This window comes from Acidiphilium sp. JA12-A1 (assembly GCF_000724705.2).
Taxonomy (GTDB): Bacteria; Pseudomonadota; Alphaproteobacteria; order Acetobacterales; family Acetobacteraceae; genus Acidiphilium; species Acidiphilium multivorum.
This window is the reverse complement of the sequence record NZ_JFHO01000077.1, coordinates 1-16,098: the sequence shown is the minus strand read 5'-3', so window position 1 is coordinate 16,098 and position 16,098 is coordinate 1. Positions and strand designations below refer to the sequence as shown.

The window sequence follows — 16,098 nt, the reverse complement described above, 5'->3', positions numbered from 1 at the left end:
TGCCATGACTACGGGAGTTTTGATTCAAGTCTCTACGGAGGGTTTGGATCATGGCGGAATTATTCTGGCTGAACGACGCGCAATGGGCTGCGATCGAGCCGCTGTTGCCCAAGCTCGGCGGCAAACCGCGGGTGGACGATCGCCGGGTTCTGAGTGGCATCCTGCATCGCTTTCGCGAGGGCTTGCGGTGGCGCGCACTTCCGGAGGCTTATGGGCCGCGGACCACGGTGTTCAACCGGTTCAACCGCTGGAGCCAGCGTGGCCTCTGGCAGGAGATCTTCGCGGCCCTTGTCGCCTGCGCGGATCCCCCGCGCATCGCCATGGTGGACAGCACCTCGGTTCGGGCACATCGCGCGGCCGCGGGCGGTAAAGGGGGGCGCAAAGCCAGGCCATCGGCCGGTCGAGGGGTGGACGGACGACCAAGATCCACGCCGTCGCGGATGACCTGGGGCGCATCGCCGCCGTCCTCCTGACGCCGGGACAGGCCTCCGATATCAGTGGCGCCCGAGCGCTTCTCCCCACCATGCCACCGCCAGAAGACCTGATCGCCGACAAGGCCTACGACGCCGATGACCTCCGCGCCTTCCTCACCAGGCAGGGCACAAGGCCGGTGATCTCGCCCATGCCAAACCGCCGCGCCATACCGCCCTTCGACCCCGTCGCCTACAGAAAGCGCAATCTCATCGAGCGTGCCTTCTGCAGGCTCAAAGACTGGCGCGCCATCGCTACACGTTACGACAAGACCGCACGAAACTTCCTCGCCGGGATCTGCCTCGTCCTCGCCGTCACCGCGTGGATCAGTTGAGTCCAGAACCTAAAATGCCCGTCGTAGTTCGCAGAAAGTAAACACCCCAGCGCCTCCGTAAACCCGTCAGAACCCCTTGGGGCGACATTATTCGGAGCCTTCGGGACGTATCAGGACTGTCGCAACGTCAGCTTGCATCGATGTCCGGGGTGAGCCGGAACGCCCTCCGCCGACTGGAGAGCAAAGAGATTCCTGGAGCGGTCGACGTGATAGAGAATATTTTCGTTCACGTTCGGGTCGCTTTATGGACGATTCGGGATGCTGCGAGATGGACGGAATTTTGATTACCGGACGCCGGAAGACATTCGGCTAATGGCGATTGAGGGCCTTTGACTTGACAAAGGAGAGTCAAACCAATGCCTGACAACAAAACGACCATTCCCCGTAGTCAACAATTGATAAGTGTCATGTTGAAGCTAAAGGCAGCAATGGTTGATGCGGTACCCGATCACCCGGGCGAGGGAAATATCAATGGTCAAGATGGCCAGTGTGAGCTATTAGACCATTACATAACGCTGCTTAGGGGGTTATCGAGTAATGATCCACGGGCGCGGGGGACTATATTAAATATTGCCGCGTTACCAAGTTATTTTTATGACGAAACAAGTTGGAATAAAACCCCGAAAATCTCCGCCCTGATTACCAAGATGGTTTCTTTGGCACGCGATATTTTAAAGGTTGAATACTTGTGATGAGCAACCAGACCATCGTCGAACAAAATCCATCGCCATGTTTCTTCACTTTCGTCGGGGGTAGTTACAATTGGGTCGGAACAAAAGACCGGGAACAAATCGCCACTATAAAATCGACTTTGAAAAACGCCAGTATTGAAGTCATTATTTTTCGACCTTTTTATGAAGCGGCATGTGGTAACGGCGATAATATTTATTTTAACTTGCTGGTATCCTCAAGCCAATTTCCAGCTCCAAACCTTAAAGCGATATTGCTTGGCCTCAGCTTTATCATTGAAGTCAATGCTGTAAGCCCGGTTAATCCCGATTGGGCACAATGGCTAATCGACGGGAGAAACCAATTCGAGACATCGCCATGAGCAGCCAGACGACCGGCTGCGCTTCTGGCAACGGCAATTGCATGCCTGGGCTCAAGGCTGGCCAGTGCGGCGCTAGTGCCAGTATTAATAGAGCTTTGGAGGCTCCGGCATCCAGGGTGAGATAAATACATAAGGGCATTAGCGGACCCAGCATGAAATCCAAAAACCCTCATCATCAACACGCTGTAGCCAAAAGAAAGCCAGCTACCCACGTCGTCGCACCATGGCTACTCGCCATGATGCTTCTCGCCTGGTGGCTAGGTGCCTATGGTGCAGTCGTCTATGGCGTGGTGACGGACCGCGGCCCGTTTGCGATCGTCCTTCGTCTCGAAAACGGCATCTTCGGGGGTTCGAACGCCATCCTGACAGCTTTGCTGGCCGCCTTCGTAATCTTTCTCGGGCCGCTTTACGCAGCGCGCGCCTTGCATCGTATTCGACCTGATAGCAGCGCACTGGCCGATCTTGACCTACAAATGGCCAACGCATTCCGCTCCAGAGCCGAGATCATAGAGGCTGGGCGGATCACTTGGGATCAGTCCGATCATGATGGACGTATTCGGATTGCGCGCCGCATGCGCCGCTTGGGATTGTGGATGGTGGCAATCTCGATCGGCGCGGCATTCGTCATTTCGATCTGGGTGCGCGCCGCAGCCGACGCCGATGCCGGACAACCGCTCACCAAAGTGACTGTGCCTCTCCGCAAGCCTATCGAGATCGGGAACGCTAGTCATTGGGTTCGTATCATTAGTGCGAGGCCGAACTTCGACGCCATGCTGACAAGGAATTATACCATCAGGGGTAACTCCTACCGCGACTACTACACCGCCCTTCTGCCACCAGGATGGCACCCCGGCGACCGCGTCTATCTCCTTGAACGCGATGTCACGATACCCGGCTACCATGACCCGGACGACACCCCCGATCCGTCGGGGCCGATAGAGGGCGATCTGTCTTTCGGCGGCCCACGTGCCGATGTCGCGTATACTTACCGTCGGCATGGCTTCGGGGTCGGCCCCTGGACGGCCGTACTGCGTCGCAACCTCGCTCTGCACGATAAAATTCCTGGTGAGGCCGGTGGTCTAGGCTACCTATTCTGGCTTGAGGGCGGCTTTTTCGCACTTGCAGGCTTGAGTATCGCCTACAGAGGACACCGGCGCCTGCAAAGGGTGTTGGCTGAACAGAAATGAGGCTCAGACCAGAACCGGCCCTGGCCGGAGGATGCTGAGAACCGTCCTGACCGAATCGACCCCGGCATTCCGGGCGTTACTGGTCGTGCTTCTTCTGACCGCCCAGCGGATCAGCGACGGGCACCAGGCGCTATCACCGGATCAGCCACGATCCTGAGTGCTGATCTCACTTAGAAATGACTTCATGGCAGTGGCAATGGCGCGCTGGAATTGCCTGTGAAGATGCGAGAAGCCGGCTCTCGGTCAGCCGGTGGCGCGCCCGCCCAGATAGGTATCGGCAAGAACGGGATCCTGCGTGAGTTCGGCAGTCGAGCCTGCGGCATCGACGACACCGCGATTGAGGACATAGCACCGTTCCGTCAGCGTTACGGCGAGTTGCACATTCTGCTCGACAAGCAGGATCGCTGTACCCGAATCCGCGACATCCCGAAGAATAGTCCTGATCGTCGTAATCGCGACAGGCGAGAGGCCGCTCGAAGGTTCGTCCATCAACAGGACGCGCGGCCTCGCCATCAGGGCACGGCCAACCGCAACGAGTTGCTGCTCGCCACCGCTGAAGCTGCCGGCAAGCTCACGACGTCGCGCGCGCAGCACGGGCAGCTTTTCGTAAATGGCATCAAGCCTGCGTGCGGCTTCGGCGCCTGGTGCGAGATAGGCGCCCAGCAGGAGATTGTCCTGGACGCTCATGGACGGGAAGACCTGGCGGCCTTCGGGACAAAGTGAGAGCCCCGATGCGACGCGCAACCTGGTCCGCAGCGCCTCGATCGCTGTGCCGTCCAGGATGATGCGCCCGCTCGCAAGCGGAACGCGGCCCATGACGGCGCGCAAGAGGGTCGTCTTCCCGGCGCCGTTTGCCCCGAGTACCGCCACCGCCTCGTGCTCCGCGACGGCGAGAGAGACATTGCGGAGCGCCGGCACGCCGCCGAACGTTACCGAGATGTTCTCGACCTCGAGCAACGCCATCTCAGCCTCCCAGATACGCGGAGATGACATCCGGGTGCTGCCTGATGTCCTCGGGCGTTCCTTCAGCGAGGAGGCGGCCCGCATTCATGGCAACGATCCGGTCGGCCAGTCCCATCATCAGATGCATGTTGTGCTCGACGATCATCACGGTGATCCCGGCTTCGTCGCGAATGCGGCGGATCACCCGGCCGAGTTCACCAGCCTCGGATGGCGACATGCCGACCGCCGGTTCGTCGAGCAACAGCAATTGCGGCCGCGTCGCGAGCGCAACAGCGATCATCGCGAGGCGTTGCTCGGCATTCGACAGCCCGCCACAGATCGTTTCTGCCCGATGATCGAGCCCCGTGAGCGCCAGCGGTGCGAGCGTAGGGCCGATCGATCCCTTCGCGGCCGTCGCCTGCGCGGCGACGTCGAGATTCTGCCGCAAGTTCCAACGCGGGAACAGACGCGTGGTCTGAAACGTACGGGCAATGCCCAGTTCCACCGTGCGATGCGCGGCAATACCATCGATACGACGGCCCTTGAGGCTGATCCGACCTGAGCTCGGCCTAAACGTTCCGCTGAGCAAGCCGAGAAAGGTCGTCTTGCCCGAACCATTAGGCCCAATGATGCCAAGGATAGTCCCTTCCGGCACGCGCAAGCTCATGCCGTCGACGGCGCGCACACCGCCGAAGCGCTTGGACACTTCCTCCGCCTCGAGCAAAACGTTCATGCACGCCAACCAATCGTGCTGGCCAGCCGGTCGAACAGGCCCATCATGCCATCTGGTACGGCGATGATTATGGCGATGAAGATAAGGCCGACCAATAGCAGGCCGATGCCGGACGACAGGTTGAGAAGGTCTGGAATACCCACGATCAGCGCACTCCCGAGAAGCGGTCCTAGAACGCGCCCCGGTCCGCCGACGCTCAGGGCGACGAACATCACGAAGCCAACGGTAAAGTTGAACAGATCGGGAGATATCGCGCCGTTATATTGGGCGATCAGGACGCCGGCATAGCCGCCTATCGCGGCGGAGATGAGGAAGCCGATGAGCTTTGTACGCGCTGTCGGCACACCTAAATGTTCCGCTAAATCCTCATCCTCTCGAACCGTTGCCAGCCGCAGGCCGATGCGGCGGCGGCTAAGAAACTGTAGGAGGATCATCGCCGCCCCCGCAGACGCTGCGATCAATGCATTCAAGGCTGTGTTGCCCGGCAAGGCAAAGGTCACGCTGAGGCCGAGCGCACCACCCGTCAATCCTTGCGCGTTTGTTAGGCCAAGCGCGATGACAACACCGAAGAACAACGTACCGATCGCAAAATACTGGCCGCGCGTGCGCGAGAACACGACCCCGACTACCAGCCCCGCCGCTGCGGCGACGGCAATCGCCGCAAGGATCGCCACGGCAAAAGGCAGATGGTGGGTCAGCGCGAGGGTCGACGCATAGGCACCAAGCCCGTAGAAGCCGCCCTGCATCAGACTTGGATAGCCACCCAATCCAGCAACGACGTTGAGGCCGGAAGTCGCCACCGTCCAGATCAGGATCGACGCGAGGATACCGCCATAAAAGGCATTGAATGCCTGCAATGCGGTGAACAGAAGCACCGTGAGTAGCGCAAGGCCGAGATAGGGGCTCCAAACGGCCCGGATGCTGGGCGACATTCTAAGCGACACGCCGGGAGCGCGTCGCGAAGAGACCCGACGGGCGCACCACGATTATGAGCAGCAGCACGGCAAAGCCAAACATCGTCTGATAAGCTGCCGAGACATAGAGCGCGCTGAAACTCTCCACAAAGCCGAGCAGGAGACCGGCGGTGACGGCGCCCGAAACGCTGCCGAGTCCGCCAAGGATCACGACGACGAAGCCGTTTAGGATGATCGTATCGGCCATATAGGGAAACACGGCATAGGTGGGCGCATAGGCTAGCGCGGTAATGCCAGCGAGAATTCCCGAAATGAAGAAGGCCGTGATGTATTGCTGTTCCAGATCAATGCCAAGGATCGCGGCAGCCTCGGGGTTCTGCGAGACCGCACGGATTGCCCGACCGATCTTCGTTCTTTGCAGCAAAAGATATAGCGCCACGAGAGAGAGTGCCGCCAGCGCGATCACTGCAATGCCCACTCCCGGCACCACGACCGATCCAATACGCAGGGTCGTCGCGCTATAAGGAGGCGAAAGCGAAACATGCGCGCCGCCCCACAGTTCCAAGGCGCTGTTGTCCAGCACGAGGAGCAGACCAAGAGCAACCACGGGCGCTGCCATCGGTCGCGTCCTGACAAAGCGGTAAGCGACCCGCTCTGTCAGGACCGAGATGACGCCTGTCGCGATGATGCCGATCACGACAGCAAGCCAGAAATTCAACCCCAGCCCCTGATTGAGGCTCAGCATGATATACGCACCGAGCGTGATCACCCCGGCCTGAGCGAAATTGGGGATGTCCATCACGCCATAGACGATGGTCAACCCCACCCCCAACAAGGCGAACAGCGCACCGATTACGAGTCCGTTCGCCAGGCCCTGGAGCAGCATGCGTCAGTGCGCCGCACAGCCATTCGTCACGACGTCCTTATGGGTCAGCTTGAACCCTTTGAGGAAGTACAGGAAAGCCGGTGCGATCGTCTTGGTCGCGGTGCACCACCTAGTCCCCTCAGAGAGAGTCTTGGCATCGCGGCCGTGAAAGAGCCGACCGGAGGCGGTTGGAATCCACCCGCTGATTGTCTTCGGCGGAACTTTCATGGCGAGCATCGCCTCGTAGATCTTGTTGCGATTACTCACGCTGCCTGCCTTTTGCATCGCGCCGATGATGACGTAGGGAGCGTCATAGGCCCACATCGTCAGGTCATCGGGATATTCCGCGTAATCTGCCTTGAATGCCTTGAAGAATGTCTGGGTCCGCGGATCTGTCGATGTCTGTGGCAGCGTGCCGGCGAAATCGTAGTTATTCGCCATCACCTTGTTATAGAGTGTATCGCCGATGATTTGTTTCGCCTGCGTAGGCGTCGCTCCGGAATCATGGACGACCGGCAGATTGCGGATTCCCATCTGATAGAGTTGCTTGGCCACCGGCAGAACTTCCTGCGTAACGCCGCCGAGGAATATCGCGTCAGGCTTGGCCGCCATGGTCTTCTGGATAAATGGCGAGAAATCTGTCGTACCCGCCGGATAGTTCACATCGGAGACGATCTTCACACCGTAAGCGTGCGCCGCCTTCTTGACCCAGGTTTCGATGCCAGTCGAGTAGGGATCGGCGGCCGAACCGATGAAGCCGATCCGATTCTTGTGCAGAACGTTCTTGAGATACCAGACTGCTCCCGGCACATAAGCTGGCGTGTCGGATCGGAGCAGAAAGACGTGTTTGTTAACGTCGAGTATGCTCGGATAGGTACTGTCGAGAATATTGAGCGCAGCGACCGGATCACGCCGTAGCATCGATGCGTAGGCCCGGGTACTGTCCGTCATGATCAGGACCGGTACGCGATCGACGGCGACGAGCTTACGATAGTCGGAGATTCCGACTGTTGCCGCATTCGACTCGTCGTCGAGAGCTTTCAGTTTCAGCAGATATCGTTTGCCATCGACCGTGAAACCGCCTGCTTTGTTGATTTTGTGGATCGACATTTGCATCGCATCTCGCTCGGGCGGGCCGAGGGTCGAGAACAGGCCGGACAGAGGAAGGATCGCACCGATCGTCACGGTCTTGGGGGACGCATTTGCGGTTGCGCCAGCGGCAACCATAGCCAGTATACCGAGTGCCGCCTCGATAAACCGCCTGCCAGTACCGCTGCGTGTCGTCATCTGGTCGTTCCTTTGATCATTCTTGATTTATCTACTCTCGATCACGCTGCGAGCGTCGTCTAGCCGACGATCGAGCGAACGAAGCGTAACGTTTCCGCGATGATCCGGTCCTGATCGTTATCGAGCGTTGCGACATGATAGGAGTCTGGCAGCGATAACTGCTCGATCCGCGCCGAGCCGATAGCGCCAGCAATCAGGCCGGCATTGAGCGGGGGCACCACGTGGTCTTCGCGCGAGGTTAGTATTAGCGTCGGCGCAACAATGCGAGGCAGCAACGCATGCGTCACGCTCACCAGCGCATGCAATTCCGCGAAACACGCTACCGGAATTGCAGGGTAGGCCAACTCATCGACGCCGGGCTTCTTGATGTCCGACCCGATGCCCGGGACCATCGTAGGCGCGCCCTTGTCGAAGGCGAGAGCTGCCATGTCGGGCGAATCGAGACGCACCACAGCGTTGATCGGGATGATTCCGGCAAATGCCTCAGGATGTCGCGCTGCCATATAGAGGGTAAGCGTGCCGCCCATGGAAAGGCCGGTCATGAAAATCGTTTTGCAGCGCGCGCGAAGATCGTCGAGTGCCGCTTCAACCGAACCGATCCAGTCCTGGGCCCGGCTTGCCGCCATGTCCTCGGGTGAGGTGCCGTGCCCGGCAAGGCGAGGACCGGCTATGGTGTAACCACTGCGATGATACGCCTCACCAAGCGGCCGCATGCTGAATGGACTACCGGTGAACCCGTGGCACACCAGAATGCCGACGTCGCTGCCGTTGAACGCAAATGCCTCAGCCCCGGCGATGACGGCATGCTTGGTCATTGTCGCTTCCTTCCCGAATATGCTCAGCAAGGTGAGTCGCCCTGATGCCGGCATCTTTTACCTTTATGGTAAATTACTGTCGTAAACTGCGGATGTGAAGAGGGGGGAAGCCTCTATATTTCGGTTTCACGTCGGACGCGCGATGGCGTATCACCGGCAGGCTCTGTGGCGCGCTGCCCGCCGGCATCGCTGCTGGCAGCCGTAAAGGGAATCCTTGAAGCTCACGTATCCGTGATCGAGCCGGTGTCGCAAAGTGAGGCGGCGAGCTTGCAATCAATTGCAAAATGAAGCGGCACGACGCGTTCACGCGCGGCTGGTCACGACCGCATTCCTGTCGTAGCCTTGCGTCATAATCGAGAACGCATTCAGGGACGACACGATATTGTCTACCGGTTCGTATTCCCCCTTACCAGTCCTTCCAGTGCAATGACGACCGAGGCCTTCGCCCGGGTCAAGATTGACGAACTGCTGCGTGACGCCGGCTGGCGCCTGACCGATGGACTGAGCATCCGGTTCGAATATTCGCTGAGCAGCGGCGGCCGTGCAGATTATGTCCTGTTCGACCGGCAGGGCCGGGCATTGGCGGTCCTCGAGGCCAAGAAGACCAGCGTCGATCTCACCAATGGCGAAGCGCAGGGGCGCCGCTACGCCGACGAACTCGGCATCCCGTTCATTTTCCTCTCCAACGGCGAGGAAATCTGGTTCTGCGACAAGGACCAGGACGCGCATTTCCGGCCAGTGAAGACGGTCTTCAGTCAGGACGACCTCGCCCGACGCAAGGCGGCGCGCGATATCCGCCGGAATCCCCTCGATATCCCGATCGATACCCGCATCGCAGGAGGCGGCGGACGGCTCTACCAGATCGCCTGTATCGACACACTCAGCCGCGAGATCGTGCAAGGCCGACGCAAGATGCTGGTTGAGATGGCCACCGGCACGGGCAAGACCCGCATGGCGGCCGCCTTCATCAAGCGCATGTTTGAGGCCAGTTGGGCTACCCGCGCCCTTTTCGTGGTCGACCGCAAGACACTCGCCATCCAGGCTGAGGACGCATTCGCCGAACACCTGCCGCATCTGCCCTGCTACCGTGTGCCGCAGACGGGGCGCCGGTTTCAGGATGAGAAACGCGTCACCATCGTGACCCTGCAAACGCTGGTGAACGAATACGAAAAATACTCTGCCGGCTATTTCGACCTGATCATCATCGATGAATGCCACCGCAGCATCTACGGCAAATGGCGCCGCGCCCTCGACCATTTTGACGGGGTGAAGGTCGGCCTCACGGCCACACCCTGCATCATGCAGGATGAGCCGGATCTCGACGACGAGGACCGGGTTTCAATCCGCGATACATTACGGTTCTTCGAGGTGTCTCGGCCGACCTATAGCTACACCATGGCTGAAGCGATCGCCGATGGTCACCTCACGCCCTATGAAATCTACCGAGCCATGACCACCCGAACCGCGGCGACCGAGGGATTCACCGTCTCACGGAACGAAATCGACTGGGATGCTCTCGACGAGAACACGAGGACCGAGCTCGACAGGCTGTTCGGCACACAAGATCCCCTTACGGTCGACCCCACAGTGCTGGAACGCAAATTCACCATTCCGGAACGCAATCGCGCCATGGTCCGTGAATTCCGGGACGTGCTGGAACACGGCTATACCGGACCGAACGGCATCCGCCGCGCGCCCGAACCGGGCAAGACCATCGTATTCGCGGTCACCAAGCACCATGCCGAAACACTCGCCCGCATGTTCGATGCCGCCTTTGCCGACAAGAAGCCCTCGCCCTCCATCCGCTATGCCGATTTCGTCGTTTCCGGAACCGGACCCGACGACACGATCGATGGCCCCGCCAAGATCAAGCGCTTCAAGAAAGAGGAATTTCCTCAGATTCTGGTCAGCGTGAACATGCTCGATACGGGGTTCGACTGCCCGGAAGTCCGGAATCTGGTCATGGCCCGGTTCACGCACAGCGCGATCCTCTACCGGCAGATGCGCGGCCGCGGCACCCGTCTGGCGCCAGACAAGAAGCGCTTCACCATGTGGGATTTCACCGGCGTCACGCTCCGCCACAACGACGATGAAACGGCGAACGAGGGCGGCATTGTCACCGTGCGGGCGACCGACAAGCCCCCTTCCCGCCCCCGCCGGCTGCTCACGCTCGACGTTCACGACGAAATCGACCCCGGCACCCGCGAATGGGTGACCGTCGATGAAACCGGCCGCGCCTTCATGGACGCCGAGGAGGCGCATGCCGAGGCTCTTGGTGCGGCATTCGAAACCTGGCTCGAGACGAAGCAGTTCAACGCCGACCAGTTGCGGCTGCTGCATCTGGTCAAGGAACAGATCATTGCCAACGCCGCCGAACTGACTTCGTTCGACTCCTGGCGATTCGACCAGCCGCCCCTTTCCATGAATGGCGGTTTCGAGCGCGCCCGCGCGGTTTTCGGCGGAGAGGCAAAACTCGAGGACGTCTTGACCGCGATGAACAGCGCCGTATTCGGTCAGGGCGGAACGGACGCGCCAGACCCCGCCCCCGCCCGCAGGACCCCGCCCAACGAGTAAAGGCTGCCCATGCCCTTCACCCCCGATATGCGCCGCAAGGTCGACCAGATCCGCGACTATCTCTATGGCGGCGGCTACCCCGACCCGCTCTCAAACGCCGAACAGCTCAGCTTCCTGTTCTTCTTCTACATGATCGAGGGGATCGACGCGGCAAACCTCCGGCAATCCAGGGCGACAGGCCGTGACTACACCTCGCTGTTCGCCGGCGACTGGGCGCTGCGTAACCCGCTCAACGCCCCGGCCAAAGGCGTCGAGACCATTCCGCGCGACCGGATCCGCTGGTCGTCCTGGGCCAATGCCATGTCGGGCGAGCAACTGGTCAACTTCGTCCGCGACGAAGTGTTCCCCTTCTTCGCCGGCATCGGCGATGCCTATGGCATGAGCTTCATGGCCCAGGCGCGTCTTGCGATCGACGAGCCGACAGTGCTGACCCAGGTCGTGACGCTGGTGAACGAATTGCGGCTCGAAGAGGCTGACCCGGATACCAAAGGCGACCTGTTCGAGCATGTGCTCCGTCAGATCAAGCAGGCCGGCGAGCTTGGCCAGTTCCGCACGCCCCGCCACATCATCCGCGCCATCGTCGACCTGGTCGATCCCAAAATCGGCGAAACCGTCTATGACCCCGCCGCCGGCACCGCGGGCTTTCTGGTCGCGGCCTACGAGCATATCCGCCTCGCGAATTCATCCGCCAATGGCAGGGAAGTTGCCGAGCTGGAGGGCAAGACCTTCGAGCGCGGCTATGGCGACCGGCTCAATCAGGCGCAGTGGCGCACGCTCCAGACCGAGACGTTTTATGGCAACGACGTCGATCCGAAAATGGTCAGCCTCGCCAGCATGAATCTTGCTCTCCGCGGCCTGCCGGATGTGCGGATTCTCAAGCGCAACGTGCTGACCACCAGCTTCGACCGGCAGGCGAAGGCCGAGCGCGGCCTGCCGCTGGAGGGGTACGATGTCATTCTCGCCAATCCGCCCTTTTCGGGGCGGCTGGACCGCGACCGCATCGTCGATGACGTGAAGATCGGAACCAGCACGGCAACCGAGCTGCTGTTCATCAAATACATGATCGACAACCTCAAGCCGGATGGTCGCTGCGGCGTTGTGGTGCCCGAGGGGGTGCTGTTCGGCTCGACCGGCGCGCACAAGGAACTGCGCCGCATGTTGATGCAGAACAACCGGGTCGAGGCGGTGCTGTCGCTCCCCGGCGGCGTGTTCCAGCCCTATTCCGGTGTGAAGACCTCTGTCCTCGTCTTCGCCAAAGGCGGACGGACCGAGCGGGTGATGTTCCTGCACGCAAGCAATGACGGGTTCAAGCTCGACGCCAATCACGACCAGCCGATCGAGGTGGACGACCTGCCCGGCCTGATCGCGGCCTTCAACAGCCGTGACGAAATGTGGGCCGACTGGCAGGGGCGCGATGCTTCTTCGCCCTGGACGGAAAACTGGTGGTTTGCGACCGCCGAGGCGATCGAGCGCGAGGACTGGAATCTTTCCGCCTCCCGCTACCGACCCGAGAGCCGCGAGGCGGCCGTGCATCGCGATCCCCGCGAATTGCTGGAGGAATTGCAGGAGGATGTGGAGGCGATCCTCGGGGATATTCAGGCGCTGGGGGCGGAAATGCGGGGGGAAGCGGTGTGAAAGTCGTTCCTCTGGGCGAGTTGATGCCCTCGCGCATACCGAACGTAAATCCAAGCGCGTTCCCTGATGAGCAGTTCACACTTTGGAGTATCCCCTCTTACGACGTTGGCAAACCCGAGCAGGTCCTTGGTCGCGACGTGGGGTCATCAAAAAAGACAGTGCAGGACGGGGATGTTCTGCTGTCAAAGATAGTGCCGCACATTCGGCGCGCATGGAAAGTCTCGGTGTCGAACGGGCATCGTCAAATCGCTTCGAGTGAGTGGATCACCTTCCGGCACAATGCATTCTTGAGCGACTACATTCGACACTTTCTGCTGACCGATCAGTTCCATGTGCAATTCATGGGCACGGTGGCCGGGGTAGGCGGCTCGCTTTTGCGCGCACAACCGAAGAGCGTTGCAAAAATCGGCATTCCCCTCCCACCCCTCGACGAACAGCGGCGGATCGTGGGGCTGCTGGACCGGGCGGCGGAGATCAGGCGCCGCGCCGACGCCGCCCGCGCCAAGGCCCGCGCCATCATCCCCGCCCTCTTCCTCGACATGTTCGGCGATCCGGCGACCAATCCGAGGGGATGGCCAAAAGTCAAGTTTGGTAGTTTGCTCGATCGAATAGACGGCGGATGGAGCCCAGTTTGCCGTGACGGCGAGCCAACGGCCGACCAGTGGGGCGTGTTGAAGCTCAGCGCGGTGAAATCGTCAGGCTTTGTCGGAGAGGAGGCCAAACGATTGCCGGAAACCATCGAACCTCGCGGCGACCTAGAAGTTCACGATGGTGATCTCCTTTTTACGCGCAAGAACACGATTGATCTGGTCGGGACCGCCGCTGTGGCCAATGTTAGCGCGCGCAAGAGGATGCTGCCGGATACTATCTTTCGGTTGGTTCCAAACAATCCCCCCTGCTTCGTTCCCCTCTATGTCAGTAACCTGATCAATCTACGTTCTTTCAGACCTGCAATCAGAAAACTTGCGAGCGGCTCAGCTTCATCAATGCCGGGTATTTCCAAGGGGCGCCTATCTGCATTGGAGATACCGATCCCACCCCTCTCGCTCCAAACCGCCTTCGCCGAACAAGCTGAGCGCCTTGAGGCCACCGCCCGCGCCCTCGACGCCGCCGCCGCCAAGGCCGAGGCGATGGCCGCCGGGCTTTCGGCGGAGGTGTTCGGATCAGCATGACCGATCCCGCCGCCGAAATCCCCGACTATCAAAGCCTGATGCTGCCGGTTCTGCGCCTGGCCGAACACGGAGAGGTGCGGATTGGCGAGGCGGTTCGGCACCTCGCAGACAGGCTTTCGCTGAGCGAGGCCGCGCGGGCCGCCCTGCTGCCCTCCGGGCGGCAAACCCTGTTCGCCAACCGCGTTCATTGGGCCAAGACCTACCTCGCCAAGGCCGGGCTGATCGAAAACACGCGTCGCGGCCATTTCCGGATCACGGCGCGAGGCAATGAGGTTCTGGCCGGCCAGCCCGACCGGATCGATAACCGGTTTCTTGGCCAGTTCGCTGAATTCCGCCAGTTCACCGACCGCACGACAGCACAATCCGACCTCGCCACACCATCCCCCGGCGCCGGGGACGAAAACGGCCAGACCCCGGACGAAACCATGCGCGCAGCACACCGGCAGATCGAGGCGGCACTGGCGCAGGACCTGCTCGACCGGGTGCGCGCGGCACCGCCCGAATTCTTCGAACGCCTGATCGTGAGCCTGCTGGTCAGGATGGGCTATGGCGGCTCGGTATCCGATGCCGGCCGCGCCCTCGGCCGCAGCGGAGACGATGGTGTCGACGGCGTTATCGACCAGGACGCCCTCGGCCTCGACCGCGTCTATGTGCAGGCCAAGCGCTATGCCGCCGGCAACACCGTGGGCTCGGGCGCGATCCGCGATTTCTTCGGCAGCCTCGACCGCCACAAAGCCGCCAAGGGCCTGTTCGTCACCACCTCGACCTTCACCGCCAACGCCCGCGAAACAGCCGATTATCTGAGCAAGCGTATCGTCCTGGTCGATGGCGACCATCTGACCCGCCTCATGATACGGCACGATATGGGCTGCAGGATTGAAGAAACCTTTCACGTCAAGAAAATCGACGAGGATTTCTTCGAATAGCCGGCAGGGACCAGGGACGCCATGCTGGTAATCGCACTCGCTGGTAGGAACAGATGCAATCAACTGCACGGCGGCCTCTGATAGTGACAGTGCTTGCCGATCGGCTCAATCGTCGACCAGCTCCGGATCGGGTCCCAGATCAATGCTTTTAAACAGCGGCTTGAGCACGAGTTTGGGCTCGAAAAGGATCGGTAAGGTTGACCGCAGGACGTCGGGCCAAGTTGCCCAGATCGTGGCCGGGTTCCACCATGACGGACGCGAGGCAGAAAGCTGTGCCTTGAACTTCTTTCTTGCCTCGGCCGGAAATGAGTTGAGCGCTGCGCTAATTCCGTTCGTGCGGGCATATCCGGCGAACATCGCACGAGCTGGAGGCTGAAGCGGGAGGGTCGCCGCGTTGCTGACGGTCATGGTCTGAGCCCTAAGTTCCCGCCATTCAGGAGTAGAGTCTCATCCTCGAGTGATGCCCACGATTGGGCGTAGGTGCAACAGCCGGGTTGGGGGTTAACCCCCAACCCGGCGCGCCGCTGATTTTTCCCGCCACCTCTGCCGGGGTTTTGTTGCCCAGGCTCGAATGGGGGCGGTGATGATTATAGTCGTGACGCCAGGCGGCCAGCACGGACCTCGCTTGAGGCAGGCTCGTGAACAAGGTCTCGTTCAGACACTCGTCCCGGAGCCGGGCGTTGAAGCTCTCGACGAACCCGTTTTGCTGGGGCTTGCCGGGCGCGATGTAATGCCATTCCACGTTCCGCTCTTTCGACCAGCGCAGGATCGACATGCTGGTGAGCTCAGTGCCGTTGTCGCTGACCACCATGAGCGGGCGCGCCCCGCGCTCAGTGATCGCCATATCCAACTCGCGTGCCACCCGGGCGCCCGAAATTGACGTGTCGGCGATCAAGCGAACGCATTCGCGGCTGAAATCGTCCACGACGGCGAAGATCCGAAACCTGCGCCCGCATGTCAGGGCGTCGGAGACGAAATCCAGCGACCAGCGCTGATTGCAGCCCTGCGGAATGGTCATCGGAGATCGTGTGCCCAAGGCCCGCTTTCGCCCGCCGCGACGGCGAACCTGAAGGCGTTCTTCGCGGTAAAGGCGCCGAAACTTCTTGTGGTTCATGGAAATTCCTTCGCGGCTGAGCAGCCAGTGCAGGCGCCGATAGCCAAATCGACGGCGCTCGCCCGCAAGCACGCGCAT

Annotated in this window: 16 protein-coding genes and 1 pseudogene; 9 read left to right on the top strand and 8 right to left on the bottom strand. The window is 60.6% G+C overall.

Annotated elements, in window-relative coordinates; all coding sequences use genetic code 11:
- The first annotated feature begins 50 nt into the window (after positions 1-50).
- The 5 genes and pseudogenes from RT91_RS20720 (at position 51) to RT91_RS14490 (ending at position 3,043) form a co-directional block, all read left to right on the top strand.
- A pseudogene (locus RT91_RS20720) lies at positions 51-805 on the top strand (IS5 family transposase).
- A gap of 86 nt (positions 806-891) precedes the next feature.
- Positions 892-1,089, top strand: coding sequence for a helix-turn-helix transcriptional regulator (locus tag RT91_RS23050; RefSeq protein WP_082468617.1), 198 nt, complete (start codon positions 892-894; stop codon positions 1,087-1,089).
- Between the two features lie 72 nt (positions 1,090-1,161).
- Positions 1,162-1,497 carry a hypothetical protein gene (locus RT91_RS21550; protein WP_152982840.1) on the top strand — a complete coding sequence of 112 codons (336 nt, stop codon included), beginning with the start codon at positions 1,162-1,164 and terminating at the stop codon, positions 1,495-1,497.
- Positions 1,497-1,856 (top strand): hypothetical protein, encoded by a 360-nt coding sequence (locus RT91_RS21545; protein ID WP_138919220.1) that lies wholly within the window; start codon positions 1,497-1,499, stop codon positions 1,854-1,856. The genes RT91_RS21550 and RT91_RS21545 overlap by 1 nt, the downstream gene beginning before the upstream one ends.
- 152 nt (positions 1,857-2,008) lie before the next feature.
- Positions 2,009-3,043 (top strand): hypothetical protein, encoded by a 1,035-nt coding sequence (locus RT91_RS14490; protein ID WP_152982839.1) that lies wholly within the window; start codon positions 2,009-2,011, stop codon positions 3,041-3,043.
- A gap of 243 nt (positions 3,044-3,286) precedes the next feature.
- Here RT91_RS14490 and RT91_RS14485 read toward each other — a convergent pair whose 3' ends face one another.
- Genes RT91_RS14485 through RT91_RS14460 form a run of 6 tightly spaced genes read right to left on the bottom strand, consistent with a single transcriptional unit; the run spans position 3,287 to position 8,599 of the window.
- Positions 3,287-4,006 carry an ABC transporter ATP-binding protein gene (locus RT91_RS14485; protein ID WP_035187940.1) on the bottom strand — a complete coding sequence of 240 codons (720 nt, stop codon included), beginning with the start codon at positions 4,004-4,006 and terminating at the stop codon, positions 3,287-3,289.
- Between the two features lies 1 nt (position 4,007).
- Complete coding sequence (locus tag RT91_RS14480; RefSeq protein ID WP_035187938.1) at positions 4,008-4,718, bottom strand: ABC transporter ATP-binding protein; 711 nt, start codon at positions 4,716-4,718, stop codon at positions 4,008-4,010.
- Positions 4,715-5,650, bottom strand: a complete 936-nt coding sequence (locus tag RT91_RS14475; RefSeq protein ID WP_051788317.1) for a branched-chain amino acid ABC transporter permease — start codon at positions 5,648-5,650, stop codon at positions 4,715-4,717. The genes RT91_RS14480 and RT91_RS14475 overlap by 4 nt, the downstream gene beginning before the upstream one ends.
- A gap of 1 nt (position 5,651) precedes the next feature.
- Positions 5,652-6,518: a branched-chain amino acid ABC transporter permease gene (locus tag RT91_RS14470; RefSeq protein ID WP_205408977.1), complete on the bottom strand. Its 867-nt coding sequence runs from the start codon at positions 6,516-6,518 to the stop codon at positions 5,652-5,654.
- A 3-nt stretch (positions 6,519-6,521) separates the two neighbouring features.
- Positions 6,522-7,784 carry an ABC transporter substrate-binding protein gene (locus tag RT91_RS14465; protein WP_082468616.1) on the bottom strand — a complete coding sequence of 421 codons (1,263 nt, stop codon included), beginning with the start codon at positions 7,782-7,784 and terminating at the stop codon, positions 6,522-6,524.
- 59 nt (positions 7,785-7,843) lie between these two features.
- A complete protein-coding gene (locus tag RT91_RS14460) occupies positions 7,844-8,599 on the bottom strand; it encodes a carboxylesterase (protein WP_082468615.1) in 756 nt (251 codons plus the stop codon).
- Positions 8,600-9,025: 426 nt separating this feature from the next.
- On the opposite strand from RT91_RS14460, the gene RT91_RS14455 reads away from it, so the two are divergent.
- The 4 genes from RT91_RS14455 to RT91_RS14440 are packed head-to-tail and all read left to right on the top strand — an operon-like array spanning position 9,026 to position 14,906.
- A complete protein-coding gene (locus RT91_RS14455) occupies positions 9,026-11,173 on the top strand; it encodes a DEAD/DEAH box helicase family protein (protein WP_035187934.1) in 2,148 nt (715 codons plus the stop codon).
- A 9-nt stretch (positions 11,174-11,182) separates the two neighbouring features.
- Positions 11,183-12,808, top strand: coding sequence for a class I SAM-dependent DNA methyltransferase (locus RT91_RS14450; protein WP_035187933.1), 1,626 nt, complete (start codon positions 11,183-11,185; stop codon positions 12,806-12,808).
- Positions 12,805-13,980, top strand: a complete 1,176-nt coding sequence (locus tag RT91_RS14445) for a hypothetical protein (RefSeq protein ID WP_152982838.1) — start codon at positions 12,805-12,807, stop codon at positions 13,978-13,980. Before RT91_RS14450 ends, RT91_RS14445 begins: the two co-directional genes overlap by 4 nt.
- A complete protein-coding gene (locus RT91_RS14440; RefSeq protein ID WP_035187931.1) occupies positions 13,977-14,906 on the top strand; it encodes a restriction endonuclease in 930 nt (309 codons plus the stop codon). Before RT91_RS14445 ends, RT91_RS14440 begins: the two co-directional genes overlap by 4 nt.
- A gap of 105 nt (positions 14,907-15,011) precedes the next feature.
- On the opposite strand, the gene RT91_RS21540 is transcribed toward RT91_RS14440, so the two are convergent.
- Together RT91_RS21540 and RT91_RS14435 are read right to left on the bottom strand one after the other, a co-directional pair.
- Positions 15,012-15,314, bottom strand: a complete 303-nt coding sequence (locus tag RT91_RS21540; protein WP_152982837.1) for a hypothetical protein — start codon at positions 15,312-15,314, stop codon at positions 15,012-15,014.
- A gap of 25 nt (positions 15,315-15,339) precedes the next feature.
- A partial coding sequence (locus tag RT91_RS14435; protein ID WP_035187930.1) for an IS3 family transposase occupies positions 15,340-16,098 on the bottom strand: 759 nt, incomplete at its 5' end.

What these genes read in the sequence shown, in the direction of transcription:
- RT91_RS21550 (WP_152982840.1), top strand. Translation starts at nt 1,162, where the DNA reads ATGCCTGACAACAAAACGACCATTCCCCGTAGTCAACAATTGATAAGT.
- RT91_RS21545 (WP_138919220.1), top strand. Translation starts at nt 1,497, where the DNA reads ATGAGCAACCAGACCATCGTCGAACAAAATCCATCGCCATGTTTCTTC.
- RT91_RS14490 (WP_152982839.1), top strand. Translation starts at nt 2,009, where the DNA reads ATGAAATCCAAAAACCCTCATCATCAACACGCTGTAGCCAAAAGAAAG.
- RT91_RS14485 (WP_035187940.1), bottom strand. Translation starts at nt 4,006, where the DNA reads ATGGCGTTGCTCGAGGTCGAGAACATCTCGGTAACGTTCGGCGGCGTG.
- RT91_RS14480 (WP_035187938.1), bottom strand. Translation starts at nt 4,718, where the DNA reads ATGAACGTTTTGCTCGAGGCGGAGGAAGTGTCCAAGCGCTTCGGCGGT.
- RT91_RS14475 (WP_051788317.1), bottom strand. Translation starts at nt 5,650, where the DNA reads ATGTCGCCCAGCATCCGGGCCGTTTGGAGCCCCTATCTCGGCCTTGCG.
- RT91_RS14470 (WP_205408977.1), bottom strand. Translation starts at nt 6,518, where the DNA reads ATGCTGCTCCAGGGCCTGGCGAACGGACTCGTAATCGGTGCGCTGTTC.
- RT91_RS14465 (WP_082468616.1), bottom strand. Translation starts at nt 7,784, where the DNA reads ATGACGACACGCAGCGGTACTGGCAGGCGGTTTATCGAGGCGGCACTC.
- RT91_RS14460 (WP_082468615.1), bottom strand. Translation starts at nt 8,599, where the DNA reads ATGACCAAGCATGCCGTCATCGCCGGGGCTGAGGCATTTGCGTTCAAC.
- RT91_RS14455 (WP_035187934.1), top strand. Translation starts at nt 9,026, where the DNA reads ATGACGACCGAGGCCTTCGCCCGGGTCAAGATTGACGAACTGCTGCGT.
- RT91_RS14450 (WP_035187933.1), top strand. Translation starts at nt 11,183, where the DNA reads ATGCCCTTCACCCCCGATATGCGCCGCAAGGTCGACCAGATCCGCGAC.
- RT91_RS14440 (WP_035187931.1), top strand. Translation starts at nt 13,977, where the DNA reads ATGACCGATCCCGCCGCCGAAATCCCCGACTATCAAAGCCTGATGCTG.
- RT91_RS21540 (WP_152982837.1), bottom strand. Translation starts at nt 15,314, where the DNA reads ATGACCGTCAGCAACGCGGCGACCCTCCCGCTTCAGCCTCCAGCTCGT.